This window comes from Rhodococcus sp. AD45-ID (assembly GCF_003023755.1).
In the GTDB taxonomy this organism is placed as follows: Bacteria; Actinomycetota; Actinomycetes; order Mycobacteriales; family Mycobacteriaceae; genus Rhodococcus_F; species Rhodococcus_F globerula.
In genome coordinates this window covers 1,597,113-1,609,572 of sequence record NZ_PYHL01000001.1, presented here as the reverse complement: position 1 = coordinate 1,609,572, position 12,460 = coordinate 1,597,113, and the positions used below count along the sequence as shown (strand labels likewise).

Genomic DNA, 12,460 nt, shown 5'->3' with positions numbered 1-12,460 from the left:
AAGCCTTAGTTGGATTAGGTCTCGTCGTTAGGGTGCATCACATGAAAAGTCTGATGAGCAAAAGTGTCGTGCTCCTCGCCGCTGCAACTCTGGTTCTGCTGGGATCAGGCGCCACAGCGCAGGCGGGTGGAACCAGAGAGCCTGTCGCAAACGGCAGAACCGTCGATGGCACGTACTCCGAGCGAGGTCCGTGGGAGGTGACCAGTCAGCAAGGTTTCGGTTGCTGCGACTCCTCTGGTAACAAGTTCGACGTCTGGTATCCCACTGACCTGGGTGCGAACGGAGATCGGCACCCGATCATCACTTGGGGCAACGGGACGTGGGCACACCCCTTCCAATACGACTATCTGCTCTCGCACCTGGCATCGTGGGGGTTCGTGGTGATCGCGGCCGACAACACCAATACGGGCACGGGTCAGGAAATGCTGGAGGCAGTGGATTTCCTCCGACATGAGGACAGCGATCCGTCGAGCATTTTCTATCAGAGTTTGGATACCGGCAATGTCGGTGCGATGGGGCACTCTCAGGGGGCGGTCGGTGCCCTCAACGCGGCGATCAGCTCCGGCGGCGAACTGAAAACCGCTGTCCCCATAGAGCTTCCGGGCCAGTACATGTGTGGCCTGCCCAAGGCTGATGCGGCGATGAACGTCTGCACGGATCCGCGGGCGCTGACCACAGGTTCTGTGCTGTACGTGAACGGCTCCAACAGCCCCATTTCGCAGTCGATCCAGCCGTTGCCGTGGGACTTGATCGGAGCGCAGTCCGCGGAGGGCTATTTCGGTGCCACCCCGGACTCTGTGCCGAAGGTGCGCGCGACTCTGAACGGTCCTAACCACAACGACATTCAAGGTCAACCCGGTTGCCCGGCAAACGATCCGGGCTGCGTCGACGGAGTGCAGGGGTTCCTTGGTGTTCTCACTGCGTGGAACATGGACAATTTGCGCGGAGACGCGCATGCGCACAGTGCCTTCATCTCCGGGGCCGGTGAGCTGTTCAGTCTGCCGGCGTGGAGTAACCAAGCTAGCAACATCATCAGCTGACAGGACCTTCTCGGGCACCCCCGAGTTGGCCTACCCAGCTGGACGAATTCGCCGTTAACCTGCAGGATCGAGAGTCAGGGAGTGGCAGCTGCGGTGATATGGCTCAACACGCATAGCCAGCGGCCATTCCGTCGAACGAAGACATCGGTAGTCCACTCGTCGGCGTCGAATTGTCGGCCGCGGTAGTGCGCCGTGTTCGTCAACCGCGCTGTCAGAACCGCGGTGTCACCGTAGGTGCGGACTCTGGCGTCGTTGACCCGGTCGAACGTCGAGTGGGTGAGCTCGCCAGACTGGATGATAGACAGGAATTGTTCTTTGGACGTGATGCCCGAATCGGACACGATCACCCAGTCGTCCGCCATGAATCTGCCGATTCGTTCGGCATCGTTCGAGACGATCGCCGTGGACCACTGCTCGTGGATCGCGAGTATGTCTGCCTGCACGTCATCACCCGTGCCTGTTGTGACGTCCTTGCCCATCATCGCTCCTCGGCGCCTCTAATTGATCGTGGCCGTCACGGCGTTGCGCGCCGCAGTGTCGCCCAGGCGCCGGCGATGCACGCGATGGTCAGGACGAGAGGGAGCAGCGCCATCGGCACCACCCGTGGGACATCGACAAACCACGAACCGATCGCCGGCCACCAGCGGGCCCACGTGATTACGATCGCGGACAGGCCGAGCGCGCCGAAGAGTCCGGTGAGGGAGGCAAGCAGACCGGTGATCCGCCACCGCTGGTAGATCGCACCCGTCAGCATCGCGATCGAACTGGTCAGCAGCAGCGTTGCGAACAGCGCCAACAGCTGCACGGCCGTGCTGTCGGTGAAATAGCGTGCGATGCCGAACATACGCATGTGCACACCCCAGCCGTTGGTAGCGGACTCCACCACTGACAGCAGCTGCAGCGCGATTGCGAAGACCGCGGACTGTGCCAGCGCCATCACCGTTGTGGCGGTGAAGAACTCGCGGCGAGTCACGCTCAGTCCGAGTGCGAACGGGAATGTCTGGGCCATCGACTGGAGGTAGAAAGCGAGCACGAAACCGTAGACGGAGAACACGCTGCCGGTGAAGCCCTCGTCCTGCTCGTTCCTGACGATCGCGTAGATGGTGAAGCTGATCAGGAACGAGACCAGCAGAATGCCGACCGGCCAGGCGATCAGCAGCGGCCATGCGACCGTGTGCAATTGGAGGACCGAACCGATCCGGGACCGGGTAGGCGCCTTCGGGATCGTCCGTGGCGCGGTCGTTGTGATGCTCATACCGTGGTCTCCCTGCGCTGTGTGGTGGTCGCGATGACAAGTTCCTGCAAAGATGCCGGCTCCAGTTCGACCCCCGCCTCCCGTAAACGGTTCCGCTCGGTATCTGTCACGCCGGCCTGAACCGTGATGCGGGCGTGGGTGCCGAGCGTCTCGCGGTGCAGAACCGTGCCGGACGCGGCAAATGCATCTACAGCTGCGAGGGGACCGGTTGCCACTACTGCGCGGCTGCGCAGTGTGTCCGCGTCCTCGTCGAGCACGATTCGGCCGTGGTCGACGACGATCACGTGCTCGAGCAGATTAGCTACCTCGTCGATCAGGTGAGTCGAAAGCACTACGGTACGTGGATGTTCGGCGTAGTCGGCAAGAAGTCGGTCGTAAAACAGTTGGCGTGCAACGGCATCGAGACCGAGGTACGGCTCGTCGAAGAGCGTCAGCGGCGCTCGTGATGCGAGCCCGATTATTACCCCCAGTGCCGACCGCATACCGCGCGAAAGCTTCTTTACCTTGCGGCCCAGAGGAAGTTGGAAGTCGTCGAGCAGTGCCTCGGCGAACGTGTGGTCCCACTTCGGCAACAGATGGCTCGCGGCGGTGAGTACGTGCTTGACCCGGAGGTCTTCGGGGTACGTCTGACTTTCCTTGACGAAGCACACGTTCGCCAGCACGTCAGAATTTTCGAACGGGGCGGCGCCGAATACCACGACCTCGCCGCTGGTGTGCAGGTCCTGCCCGGTCAGGATCTGCATGATCGTCGTCTTGCCCGCGCCGTTACGGCCAAGCAGGCCATAGATCTTGTTGTGCTCGATCTCGAAGGAGATGTCGGAGAGCGCGTCGACATCCCCGTATCTTCTGTTCACTGCGCGCATCGAGGCGGCGAGTTCGAAGTCGGTGAAACGCCTGATGTCGGACTCGGTCGTTGTCATGCTCGCGTTCATCGGGCCACCTTCCTGTCGTCCAGCATGGATTTGAGTTCGTCGAGGGGGATCTGGAGTCGTTCGGCCTCCGCTACGAGCGGCTCGATGTACTGACGTGAGAATGCTTCTCGGCGTCTGAACCTGAGTGCGTCGCGCGCACCGAGAGTGACGAACATTCCGATTCCTCGTTTCTTGTAGAGGATCCCCTCGGATACGAGCTGATTGAGGCCCTTGGCTGCCGTCGCAGGGTTGATCCGGTGGAACGCCGCAAGTTCATTGGTCGAGGGCACCTGCCCGTCTTCGGGCAGTGAGCCGTCGATGATCGAGCCTTCGATCTGCTCGGCGATCTGCTGGAACAGTGGTCGCCCGTCGTCGATCACGATGATCCACGCCCGGGGCTCACTGGTTCATTACTCATGTAATGAACCATAGAACTTAGTGAGGGGTGTTGGCAACCCCCGGTGACGTCGTGCCCGTTCCAGGTGTGGCCTGAGAATTCTTGCAACATCGGTTCGTTCAGCGACGTGAATGGCGCGAGCCGGAACTCACCTCGAATGCCGAGTCAGGAACGACGCGCCTGCCCGTACCGCATCCCAGTCGGTGTTCACTTGGTGCGCCATCGCTTGCGAGAGCCAGGTCCGACGCTCGGCCTGCTCCCGGATCAGACCGGGGATGTCGAGGTCGAACCCCGAGAGAACGTCGGTCGCGGCGATCGTGTCCACCCTCACTTGCATGGCTTCGAGGAGGAGGTAGTCGAAATCCGTTATTGCGGAGACAAATTCGTTGGTGCTGCCCGATGCCCGGCCCGATAGCGGCGCGGTGAACGCGACATCGCCGTCGGGGTCGACAGGGAACCGCCAGTCCACGTTGACGGTGTCTACCGGTTCGAGTGTGCGCCACCACTGTAGTTCGGGCCCGAAACGCAGATAACCCGTGTCGACGCTCCGATCACTGTATGCATCGATGGCCGCGTCGATCTGCGTATTGTCCAGGAGCTCTGCGTCGTCGATGTCATCGAAATCGATTGACCACCCGGCAGTCACGAAATCCACCAGGTCATTCGGTACTGGTTCGAGGATGTAGGGCAACGCTTGCAGCATGTCTTCCCGGAGGCGGACCACGTAATATTCCGCGCACGGGGGACGGTTCGCCCGTCCGTGGGGGAGCGCCTGGCCGTTGTCTGCTCGCTATTGCGCAACAAATCGACTCCACCCACATCGAGGCAATACCAACCCTCGGTGAGCCCGAACCAGTGCAGGTTCCGGTTCTCTCCCCACGGTTCGACCTCGTCCACCGGTACCAGCTCGAACTGGAAACGCACCATGCCTCGATGTAACTCTATCGCCGCATATTCCGTCCACAGGCTTTCGCGCGAGAGCATCTGAGAAGGTGGGTATCTCGGTCGTCGACGTGCAAAAGTCGATGGAAACAAGAAGCGGGGCAATGTACTTCGCGCGCGATCCCTTTCCGAAGGCCAACGTCGTAGTGCGGAACGACCCGTAGTAGTCGCTGCAACCGACGTGACGAACCCAATCGCCCTGAGTTGCGTGCCACGGACTCGGGGTGAGGTGCGCGGAGACTGTGATGAAAAGGCGGCCTCCGAGTGAGCGGCCGAATTCAGTTCGGCAGTTCGGGCATGGCGCGAGAAAATCCATGCTGGACATAAACAAGTCCCACGACTTAGAGTTCAGTCCAACGACTGAAAGGTGAGTACAGGGATGGAAAATCTAGGTAAGGAAGCTGTATACGCGGTGATGACGACTCGGCCCGCCGAGATCGGTTCGGCGTTCGATGAGGCAAACCAAGACTTCGTGTTCGGCGAGATCTGGTCCCGCCCTGGATTGAGCCGGCGCAACAGACGTTGGGTCACACTGACCTGCGTTGGGGCTGCTGTTGCGCCTCGTGCCATAGACGAGCAGGTCTATGGCGCGCTGAACAGCGGTGACATGACCGTCGACGAGATGCTCGAGTTTGTCTTGCATTTCGCTGTGTATAACGGTTGGCCCAAAGCTTCGCATCTCGAAGGCGTCGTTCGCCGCCAGTGGGCCCGTATAGAGAAGGACCGAGGTCTCGAGCGTTCCCCAATTGAACCTGCGAGCAATGACACTCTCGGGCTTAATGATTGGGACGATCGGATCGAACGTGGTGTAAAAGAATTCATGGACGTCAATCTGATCGACGCTCCATCGCCCGATACTCCCTATATTCACGCCGGGATCTTGAACTTCGTCTTTGGACACGTCTGGCAGCGCCCGGGTTTGACGAGGCGGGATCGACGGTTCATCACTGTTGCATCCGTGGCGGTGAACGATGCAGTGACGCCGCTGCAATCACATGTCGGCTCGGCCTTGGAATCGGGCGATATCACCAAGTCGGAGATGGATGAAATAGTTCTCCAGCTATCCGCATACTCGGGATTTGCCAAAGGTGAAGCCCTACAGACGACTGCCGACGAAGCATGGGATCGACTGAGCCTGGCCCGGACTGCCGTTGGCGGCGTCCGACATGAGAGCGCCTAGTACGTCGCCAGAAATTACATTCGAAAAGTTGATGTCTAAAGGAGAACTTCGAACATGTCAGGATTAGAAGGCCGCGTCGCTTTTATCACCGGAGCCGGGCGGGGACAGGGCCGAGCGCATGCGATACGGCTCGCCCGTGAAGGCGTCGACATCATTGGCGTTGATATCTGCGAGAACGTGGACTCGATGACCTATCCGAATGCCAGCGAAGCTGACCTCGAAGAGACAGTGCGGTTGGTGGAGAAGGAATCTCGGCGCATGGTCGGCCTGAAAGCTGACGTGCGGAACTATCGACAACTCACTGCCGCCTTCGAGGAGGGGTACGAGCAGTTCGGTCGCGTCGACATCGTTATTGCCAATGCAGGCATCATCCGGATGGGGGCAGAATCGGAGGATTTTCTGGCGGACTGGAACGATGTCATCGACACCAATCTGACCGGGGTTTATCACACGGTGCGAGCGGCGCTGCCTGCCATGCGCGAGGCTGCGCGCGGCGGGTCGATCGTCATCACCAGTTCGACTGCCGGTCTCAAAGCTTCCTCGTCGTTGTCAGCCAGCGGCAATGCGTACGCGTCTGCCAAACGTGGCGTTGTGGCTCTGATGCAGGGTTTGGCAGCACATCTCGCCCCGGAATGGATTCGGGTCAACACCATCCATCCCACCGGAGTAGCCAGCGGGATGACCCAGAATGCCGCGATGGACGCCCTCATGGCGCATGCCGCTGCCGGCGGCTCGAACTCGATCTCCGGGATGCAAAACGCTTTACCGCTGCAAATGCTCGAGTGTGGAGACGTCGCCAATGCTGTCGCATATCTCGTTTCCGATGAAGCCAAATTCATCACCGGCATCCAATGGCCACTCGACGCCGGATTCATGATTCGCTGACAGTCATTCGAGACAAGGAAGTTCTATGACTGCAACATATGGTGCTGCAACCGTTTTCGATGAACTTCCCAGCGGACTTCTCATCGGCAGTGACTGGGTTTCGGGCTCCTCGGGTGGATCGTACGAGCACGTGTATCCGGCAAGCGGCCGACGGAACGCAACGATCGAGATCGCCGGCGAAGTCGAAATCGACCGTGCAGTGAAGTCTGCGTGGGAGGCTCATCGTGAGTGGATCGCGTACACGCCTGAGCGTCGTCGCGATCTTTTGTTCGACCTCGCCGACGCGGTGAAAGCTGACGTCGATCGTCTCGCGCGGCTCAACGTGCATGACTTCGGTGTTCCGATAATGATGAGTGCCGGGCACATCGGATTGGCTGAAAAGTTCATCCGGTACTACGCCGGATACGTCGACAAGGCCCACGGATCGAGTACCCCCGTGTCCAACAAGTTCGACGTCAACCTGATCGAACGCGAGCCCTACGGAGTAGTCGGCATCATCGCACCCTGGAATGGGCCGATGGTGGTCGTCGGACTCAACGTTGCTCCTGCCCTCGCCGCCGGAAACGCAGTCGTACTCAAACCTTCCGAACTCTCCCCATTCACATCACTGCGATTCGGCGAACTCTGTCTCGAGGTAGGTCTACCACCCGGACTGGTCAATGTGCTGCCATCCGGACCCGAAGGCGGTGCCGCGCTCGTCCGCCATCGCGGGATCAGCAAGATCCACTTCACAGGCGGAGGCGACACCGCAAAAAAGATCATCGCCGAAGCTGCTGCCAATCTCACCCCGGTGGCCACCGAACTGGGTGGCAAATCCGCCAACATCGTCTTCGCTGACGCCGATCTGGATGCGGCGGCAAAACTGTCGGCGTTTCAAGGTCCACTTGGACAGGCCGGTCAGAGCTGTGCGTGTGGTAGTCGAATCCTTGTGCAGGACTCCGTCTACGACGCGTTCATCGAGAAATTTCTCGCTGTGGTGCAGTCGGTGAAAATCGGAGAACCTTTCGATCCAAGCGTCGTAGTCGGGCCAGTGGTAAGTCAGGTGGCGGCGGATCGCATCCTCGAGACCATTGATCGGGCATCAACCGAGGAGATGGGTGAACTCATCGCCGGTGGCAAACGACTCGGTGGAGACCTGGCAGACGGCTTCTTCATAGAACCCACCGTCTTCACCGACGTCGACAATCACTCACCGTTGGCCCGGATCGAAACATTCGGCCCAGTCGTCTCGATAATGCGATTCACCGACGAAGCACAGGCCGTGGGCATCGCGAACGACACCGTTTTCGGACTCAACGCCTACATTCAAACCAACGACCTCACACGCGCACATCGAGTTGCGCGTCAGCTCGAAGCAGGCTCGGTCTGGGTCAATCGCAACAGCGATATCTCACCCCAAAGTCCTTACGGCGGTTATAAACAGAGTGGTACAGGTAGAGCAGGGGGACTCGAGGGCCTCCACGAGTTTCAGCAAGTGAAGAACATTCGTATCGGAATGTCGTGATCGAGAATCGCCGTAGTTTCCCTTCGAGTACCTCTCCACATGCTCGGTGGTTTCGTCCTTCTGTGCCGCGCTTGTCGGGTGTGGGGACGCCACGTGCCGCATCCCGCCTTCAGGCGAGGCGTCGAAGCCTAAGTCTTTGGACTTAGGCTTCGATGATGGTTACATTAGGTGTGCCAAAATACGCCCCTGCAGCCGTAAACCTGTCGGCCAAACAGCAGCTGATTCTCACTGCTGAGCGACTCTATGCTCTGCATGGCTTCGATGGTGTGCCGCTGAGGCACATCGGAACTGCGGCAGGTATGGCCAACAAGTCCGCGGTGCAATACCACTTCGGAGGCAAAGAGGGCTTGATACAAGCCATCCTGGCGTACCGGGTCGAAGAACTGACACGGAGGCGAGCAATTCTCGGCGCGCGCTCTTCTGCAACGGACCTGAGAAGTGTCCTCGAAGCGCATCAGTTGCCTTTGATGGAACTCGCTGAGGACGAAGACTGCTACTACTTGCCGTTTCTCGAGCAACTCATTCGGGTGGTGCATCCTCTTGACGACCTACCTGAGGGGTCTCGAGACTCTGAACGTGTCTACTACGAGCGAGTTGGCGCTCTCCTTGGACACATTCCACAAGCGTTGCGCGAGATCAGAATTCACCAAGCCTCCGGAATGTGCTTGCACACAAGTGCCGACCGCCACCGTCAACGTTTGCTCGGCGCCCCCGTTGCGTCATATGCCGTATATGTCAGTCAACTCCTCGACACGCTCGTAGCCATGCTTACGACTCCACCCTCGACGGAAACGCTTGCAGCACTTGGATAACTCCACGATCGCGACCCGTCTCGCGTTCAGCGAGTCACAGAAGCGGGCGGCCGATCGGTCCCAGCTGTCTCGTTGTGCTGCGAGGCCTGATAGCCAGTGGTCAGCAAGAAGACGGTGCGATCAATTGTCGGCATGATGTCGCTGATCGCGATCTGGTTTTCGCGGCACCGACCTACGAGTCCGTAGACGACGGCCGAAAGTATCGACTGCAGTTCTGTGACGAATTCAGGGTCTACGTCGGACATGACTGATCTGCCGATGCGTATGACGGGGTCGAAGCTGTCCATGCCGAGATCACGGTCGCCGACGACGGTCCGTACTTGAAAGTACGCAAAGAGCATCGTCGGGTGCTTTTCCCAAGGTTCGAATATCGACCCCATCACCCGCATTATGGCCGGGTGCAGGGGCTCATTCGGGCCGCGCGTGTGATTGACGAGCCCGGAGTGATTCTCCATCATCCACCGTTCGATGGCAGCAGCGATCAATTCTTCTCGAGTGGCATACCGTTTGTAGATAGTCGACAGCGACGTGCGGGCACGACGCGCGACTTCGCGGAGTTGCACCGCGTCGTACCCTTCGTCCTCGAGGAAGTCGATGACGGTGTCGAGAAGTGGGTCTCGTGTGAGCTCCGGACCGCCCGCAAGATCTACATTCTCCATTTTGTGAATTCCCTTGCCTTGTCTGGATAACCAGGTTATCGTAGCGCTTAGTAACTCAGTTACTTACCTCACATCCTACGGTGGCCGCACGGAAAATGTCCGCGCCGTCGGCAATCGGCGAGACCACCGCTGTTCGAGTTCGAATTCACAATGCGGAGCACCCAATGACTGGTTCCCCAAAGCGCGTACATATCGATCGCGGCATGTGCGAGGCGCACGCGCTGTGTGTCGAGATCGCGCCCGAGATCTTCGACCTCGTCGACGATGACGTCGCAAGCTGCAACGAGAATCCTCCGGAAGCGTTGTGGCCCAAAGCGCTGGCCGCGGTCAGTGCTTGCCCGCGCCAGGCCATCAGCATCGTGGACGAATTGCCTGCTACTTCACCCGAAAGGTCAGTGATCCGATGACCGATCTAGCATCAGTCGACTATTTCTCCGACGGAGAGATCGCACAAGATCCCTTCGAATACTTCGACTACCTTCGAGGACGGAATCCGGTTTTTCGTGAGCCGCACTACGGCGTGGTGGCAGTCACCGGACATCAAGAGGTGATCGAGGGATTCAAGAACACCGACGCGCTGTCGGCCGTAAATGCGATCGGCGGGCCGTTTCCTCCGCTGCCGTTCGAACCCGAGGGTGACGACATCACCGCCCAGATCGAAGCGCACCGTCACCATTTCCCGATCTTCGAGCACATAGTTGTGATGGATCCACCTGAGCACACGCGAGCTCGATCGCTACTGGGACGGCTCCTTACCCCAAAGCGCCTGCAGGAGAACGAACAGTATCTGTGGGACTTGGCTGATTGTCAGCTCGACGAATTCATCGATAACGGGGACTGCGAGTTTCTGGGTGAGTACGCTAAACCTTTTGCTACGCTGGCAATTACGGACTTACTTGGTGTTCCGTCAGAAGATCGGGCGGAGTTTCGCCGGATGCTGGGCGCCGGGAAGCCACCCGGTAACCATGTTGGAGCGCTCAACCATGATCCTGTCGGCATCAACCCGCTGGAATACCTGGAGGAGCGCTTCAGCGGTTACGTGACCGAAAGGCGTCGCGAACCCCGCAACGACATTCTCAGCGGTCTGGCGTCGGCCAAGTATCCGGACGGATCAACACCTGAAATCCTGGAAATCGTCCGGCCTGCAACGTTCCTGTTCGCCGCCGGCCAGGAGACTGTGACGAAGCTACTCAGTTCGGCGTTACGAGTACTTGCCGAACGCCCTGAACTCCAGCAAACTCTGCGTGAGGATCGCAGTCTGATCCGCCCATTCATGGAGGAATCACTTCGTTTCGACAGTCCGACGAAGGTGGACTTCCGCCTCGCCCGCAAGTCCACCAGAATCGGCGATCTCGACATCCCCGCCGGAACTGTCGTCATGCTGGGTCTCGCCGCCGCCAACCGTGATCCGCGAAAGTTCGATAATCCGAATGAGTTTCGGCTCGATCGGAAGAACTCGCACGACCACATCGCGTTCGGTCGTGGGCTGCACACCTGCGCCGGTGCACCGCTCGCTCGAGTGGAGGCCTACGTCACCTTGAACCGTCTGCTCGACCGGATGAGCGACATCGCCATCAGCGAACGCGCACATGGCCCGGCCGGCAACCGTCGATACGTATACGAGCCCACCTTCCTGCTGCGCGGGCTCATGGAACTCAACATCGAGTTCAACCCGATCCGAAAGCCGTAATTCGTCGTACAACAGCATCGGGCGATTGCTCGATGTCCCAACCGAGAGAGGCAATTTCATGGCAGGCAGAGTAGAGGGCAAGGTCGCGTTCGTTACCGGCGCGGCACGTGGTCAGGGACGCAGTCATGCGGTGCGACTGGCACAAGAAGGTGCGGACATCATTGCCATCGACATCTGCGGACCGATCAGACCGAACGCCCAGATAGCCCCGTCTGAGCCGGCCGATATGGCCGAAACCGCAGACCTGATCAAAGGACTCAACCGTCGCATCGTGACGGCGGAGGTCGACGTCCGCGATTTCGACGCCCTCAAAGCTGCGGTGGACAGCGGCGTCGAGCAATTGGGCCGGCTCGACATCATCGTCGCCAACGCCGGAATCGGAACCGGTGGCCCTACCCTCGACCAGACCAGTGAACTGGACTGGCAAGAGATGATGGACATCAATCTCTCCGGTGTGTGGAAGTCGGTGAAGGCCGGTATTCCGCACTTGATCGAGGGCGGTCGCGGCGGGTCGATCATTCTGACCAGTTCGATGGGAGGTCTGAAGGGATACGCCCACATGGGTCCGTACATCGCCGCGAAACACGGTGTGGTCGGGCTGATGCGTACGTTCGCAGTCGAACTGGGAGAGCACTTCATCCGGGTCAACTCCATTCATCCCACAAACGTGAATACACCGATGTTCATGAATGAGGGAACGATGAAGATGTTCCGTCCCGACCTCGAGAGCCCCGGACCGGAGGATCTGAAGGCCGCCGCGCAGTTCATGCATGTACTGCCGATCGGCTGGGTGGAGCCCGAGGACGTCAGCAATGCTGTGCTGTTCCTGTCCTCTGACGAATCCCGTTACGTCACAGGGCTTCCTCTCACCATCGATGCCGGTAGCAACCTCAAGTAGCAGTGACATTCCGCTTTACGTTTCGGTACCGGGTTGTGCACTCCACTCCGTGCGGGCCCGGTACCGACAGCGATGACAGAAAGCCACCTGGCACGTCGCGATTAACCGCGGCGTGTGCCGCCAAAGAGCGTCCACACCCACGGGCAACACTGTCGACCCGTATCACCTGAATTCGTCGCAGCATCAATGCTGCTCGGTCGGCCGGAATATATTGCCGCTTCCTGCGCTTCCTTGCCTTCCCGAGGAAGCCGGCTTCATCACCGGATCAATCCTCCCTCTCAGCAGCG

The 12,460-nt window shown here is 59.4% G+C and carries 14 protein-coding genes and 1 pseudogene; 8 read left to right on the top strand and 7 right to left on the bottom strand.

The window, feature by feature from the left end; genetic code table 11:
- Positions 1 to 41 precede the first annotated feature (41 nt).
- The gene (locus tag C7T36_RS07275; RefSeq protein ID WP_095886943.1) at positions 42 to 1,040 is read left to right on the top strand and encodes a hypothetical protein; all 999 of its coding nucleotides are present in this window, start codon (positions 42 to 44) and stop codon (positions 1,038 to 1,040) included.
- Between the two features lie 74 nt (positions 1,041 to 1,114).
- Here C7T36_RS07275 and C7T36_RS07270 read toward each other — a convergent pair whose 3' ends face one another.
- The 6 genes and pseudogenes from C7T36_RS07270 to C7T36_RS30760 form a co-directional block, all read right to left on the bottom strand.
- Positions 1,115 to 1,522: a nuclear transport factor 2 family protein gene (locus C7T36_RS07270; RefSeq protein WP_258190589.1), complete on the bottom strand. Its 408-nt coding sequence runs from the start codon at positions 1,520 to 1,522 to the stop codon at positions 1,115 to 1,117.
- Between the two features lie 32 nt (positions 1,523 to 1,554).
- A complete protein-coding gene (locus C7T36_RS07265) occupies positions 1,555 to 2,295 on the bottom strand; it encodes a hypothetical protein (protein ID WP_045064391.1) in 741 nt (246 codons plus the stop codon).
- Positions 2,292 to 3,227: an ABC transporter ATP-binding protein gene (locus C7T36_RS07260; RefSeq protein WP_045064389.1), complete on the bottom strand. Its 936-nt coding sequence runs from the start codon at positions 3,225 to 3,227 to the stop codon at positions 2,292 to 2,294. Before C7T36_RS07260 ends, C7T36_RS07265 begins: the two co-directional genes overlap by 4 nt.
- Positions 3,224 to 3,586 carry a GntR family transcriptional regulator gene (locus tag C7T36_RS07255; RefSeq protein WP_033231586.1) on the bottom strand — a complete coding sequence of 121 codons (363 nt, stop codon included), beginning with the start codon at positions 3,584 to 3,586 and terminating at the stop codon, positions 3,224 to 3,226. The genes C7T36_RS07260 and C7T36_RS07255 overlap by 4 nt, the downstream gene beginning before the upstream one ends.
- Before the next feature lie 165 nt (positions 3,587 to 3,751).
- A pseudogene (locus C7T36_RS07250) lies at positions 3,752 to 4,351 on the bottom strand (DUF5984 family protein); the annotation flags it as partial.
- Positions 4,246 to 4,530, bottom strand: a complete 285-nt coding sequence (locus C7T36_RS30760) for a DUF5984 family protein (RefSeq protein WP_219908477.1) — start codon at positions 4,528 to 4,530, stop codon at positions 4,246 to 4,248. The gene C7T36_RS30760 and the pseudogene C7T36_RS07250, both read right to left, overlap by 106 nt.
- Positions 4,531 to 4,924: 394 nt before the next feature.
- Here C7T36_RS30760 and C7T36_RS07245 point away from each other — a divergent pair, with 394 nt between their 5' ends.
- From C7T36_RS07245 to C7T36_RS07230, 4 genes are all read left to right on the top strand, one after another.
- Positions 4,925 to 5,725, top strand: coding sequence for a carboxymuconolactone decarboxylase family protein (locus C7T36_RS07245; RefSeq protein WP_045064388.1), 801 nt, complete (start codon positions 4,925 to 4,927; stop codon positions 5,723 to 5,725).
- A gap of 54 nt (positions 5,726 to 5,779) precedes the next feature.
- Complete coding sequence (locus tag C7T36_RS07240) at positions 5,780 to 6,610, top strand: mycofactocin-coupled SDR family oxidoreductase (RefSeq protein WP_033231584.1); 831 nt, start codon at positions 5,780 to 5,782, stop codon at positions 6,608 to 6,610.
- Positions 6,611 to 6,635: 25 nt separating this feature from the next.
- Complete coding sequence (locus tag C7T36_RS07235) at positions 6,636 to 8,114, top strand: aldehyde dehydrogenase (protein WP_033231583.1); 1,479 nt, start codon at positions 6,636 to 6,638, stop codon at positions 8,112 to 8,114.
- 152 nt (positions 8,115 to 8,266) lie between these two features.
- Complete coding sequence (locus tag C7T36_RS07230) at positions 8,267 to 8,926, top strand: TetR/AcrR family transcriptional regulator (RefSeq protein WP_255285210.1); 660 nt, start codon at positions 8,267 to 8,269, stop codon at positions 8,924 to 8,926.
- A gap of 26 nt (positions 8,927 to 8,952) precedes the next feature.
- Here the strand turns inward: C7T36_RS07230 and C7T36_RS07225 are convergent, their stop codons facing one another.
- Positions 8,953 to 9,585 carry a TetR family transcriptional regulator gene (locus C7T36_RS07225; protein ID WP_045064387.1) on the bottom strand — a complete coding sequence of 211 codons (633 nt, stop codon included), beginning with the start codon at positions 9,583 to 9,585 and terminating at the stop codon, positions 8,953 to 8,955.
- 164 nt (positions 9,586 to 9,749) lie between these two features.
- Here C7T36_RS07225 and C7T36_RS07220 point away from each other — a divergent pair, with 164 nt between their 5' ends.
- Genes C7T36_RS07220 through C7T36_RS07210 form a run of 3 tightly spaced genes read left to right on the top strand, consistent with a single transcriptional unit; the run spans position 9,750 to position 12,173 of the window.
- Entirely contained in the window at positions 9,750 to 9,992 is a 243-nt protein-coding gene (locus tag C7T36_RS07220) for a ferredoxin (RefSeq protein ID WP_033231796.1), read from the top strand.
- A complete protein-coding gene (locus C7T36_RS07215) occupies positions 9,989 to 11,275 on the top strand; it encodes a cytochrome P450 (RefSeq protein ID WP_045064386.1) in 1,287 nt (428 codons plus the stop codon). The genes C7T36_RS07220 and C7T36_RS07215 overlap by 4 nt, the downstream gene beginning before the upstream one ends.
- A 58-nt stretch (positions 11,276 to 11,333) precedes the next feature.
- Positions 11,334 to 12,173 carry a mycofactocin-coupled SDR family oxidoreductase gene (locus C7T36_RS07210; RefSeq protein WP_033231581.1) on the top strand — a complete coding sequence of 280 codons (840 nt, stop codon included), beginning with the start codon at positions 11,334 to 11,336 and terminating at the stop codon, positions 12,171 to 12,173.
- Positions 12,174 to 12,460: the final 287 nt, after the last annotated feature.

Bases quoted from the DNA above. Each gene is read 5' to 3' on its own strand.
- C7T36_RS07275 (WP_095886943.1), top strand. From the start codon at position 42: ATGAAAAGTCTGATGAGCAAAAGTGTCGTGCTCCTCGCCGCTGCAACT.
- C7T36_RS07220 (WP_033231796.1), top strand. From the start codon at position 9,750: ATGACTGGTTCCCCAAAGCGCGTACATATCGATCGCGGCATGTGCGAG.
- C7T36_RS07210 (WP_033231581.1), top strand. From the start codon at position 11,334: ATGGCAGGCAGAGTAGAGGGCAAGGTCGCGTTCGTTACCGGCGCGGCA.
- C7T36_RS07230 (WP_255285210.1), top strand. From the start codon at position 8,267: ATGATGGTTACATTAGGTGTGCCAAAATACGCCCCTGCAGCCGTAAAC.
- C7T36_RS30760 (WP_219908477.1), bottom strand. From the start codon at position 4,530: ATGGTGCGTTTCCAGTTCGAGCTGGTACCGGTGGACGAGGTCGAACCG.
- C7T36_RS07245 (WP_045064388.1), top strand. From the start codon at position 4,925: ATGGAAAATCTAGGTAAGGAAGCTGTATACGCGGTGATGACGACTCGG.
- C7T36_RS07235 (WP_033231583.1), top strand. From the start codon at position 6,636: ATGACTGCAACATATGGTGCTGCAACCGTTTTCGATGAACTTCCCAGC.
- C7T36_RS07260 (WP_045064389.1), bottom strand. From the start codon at position 3,227: ATGAACGCGAGCATGACAACGACCGAGTCCGACATCAGGCGTTTCACC.
- C7T36_RS07225 (WP_045064387.1), bottom strand. From the start codon at position 9,585: ATGGAGAATGTAGATCTTGCGGGCGGTCCGGAGCTCACACGAGACCCA.
- C7T36_RS07270 (WP_258190589.1), bottom strand. From the start codon at position 1,522: ATGATGGGCAAGGACGTCACAACAGGCACGGGTGATGACGTGCAGGCA.
- C7T36_RS07215 (WP_045064386.1), top strand. From the start codon at position 9,989: ATGACCGATCTAGCATCAGTCGACTATTTCTCCGACGGAGAGATCGCA.
- C7T36_RS07240 (WP_033231584.1), top strand. From the start codon at position 5,780: ATGTCAGGATTAGAAGGCCGCGTCGCTTTTATCACCGGAGCCGGGCGG.
- C7T36_RS07265 (WP_045064391.1), bottom strand. From the start codon at position 2,295: ATGAGCATCACAACGACCGCGCCACGGACGATCCCGAAGGCGCCTACC.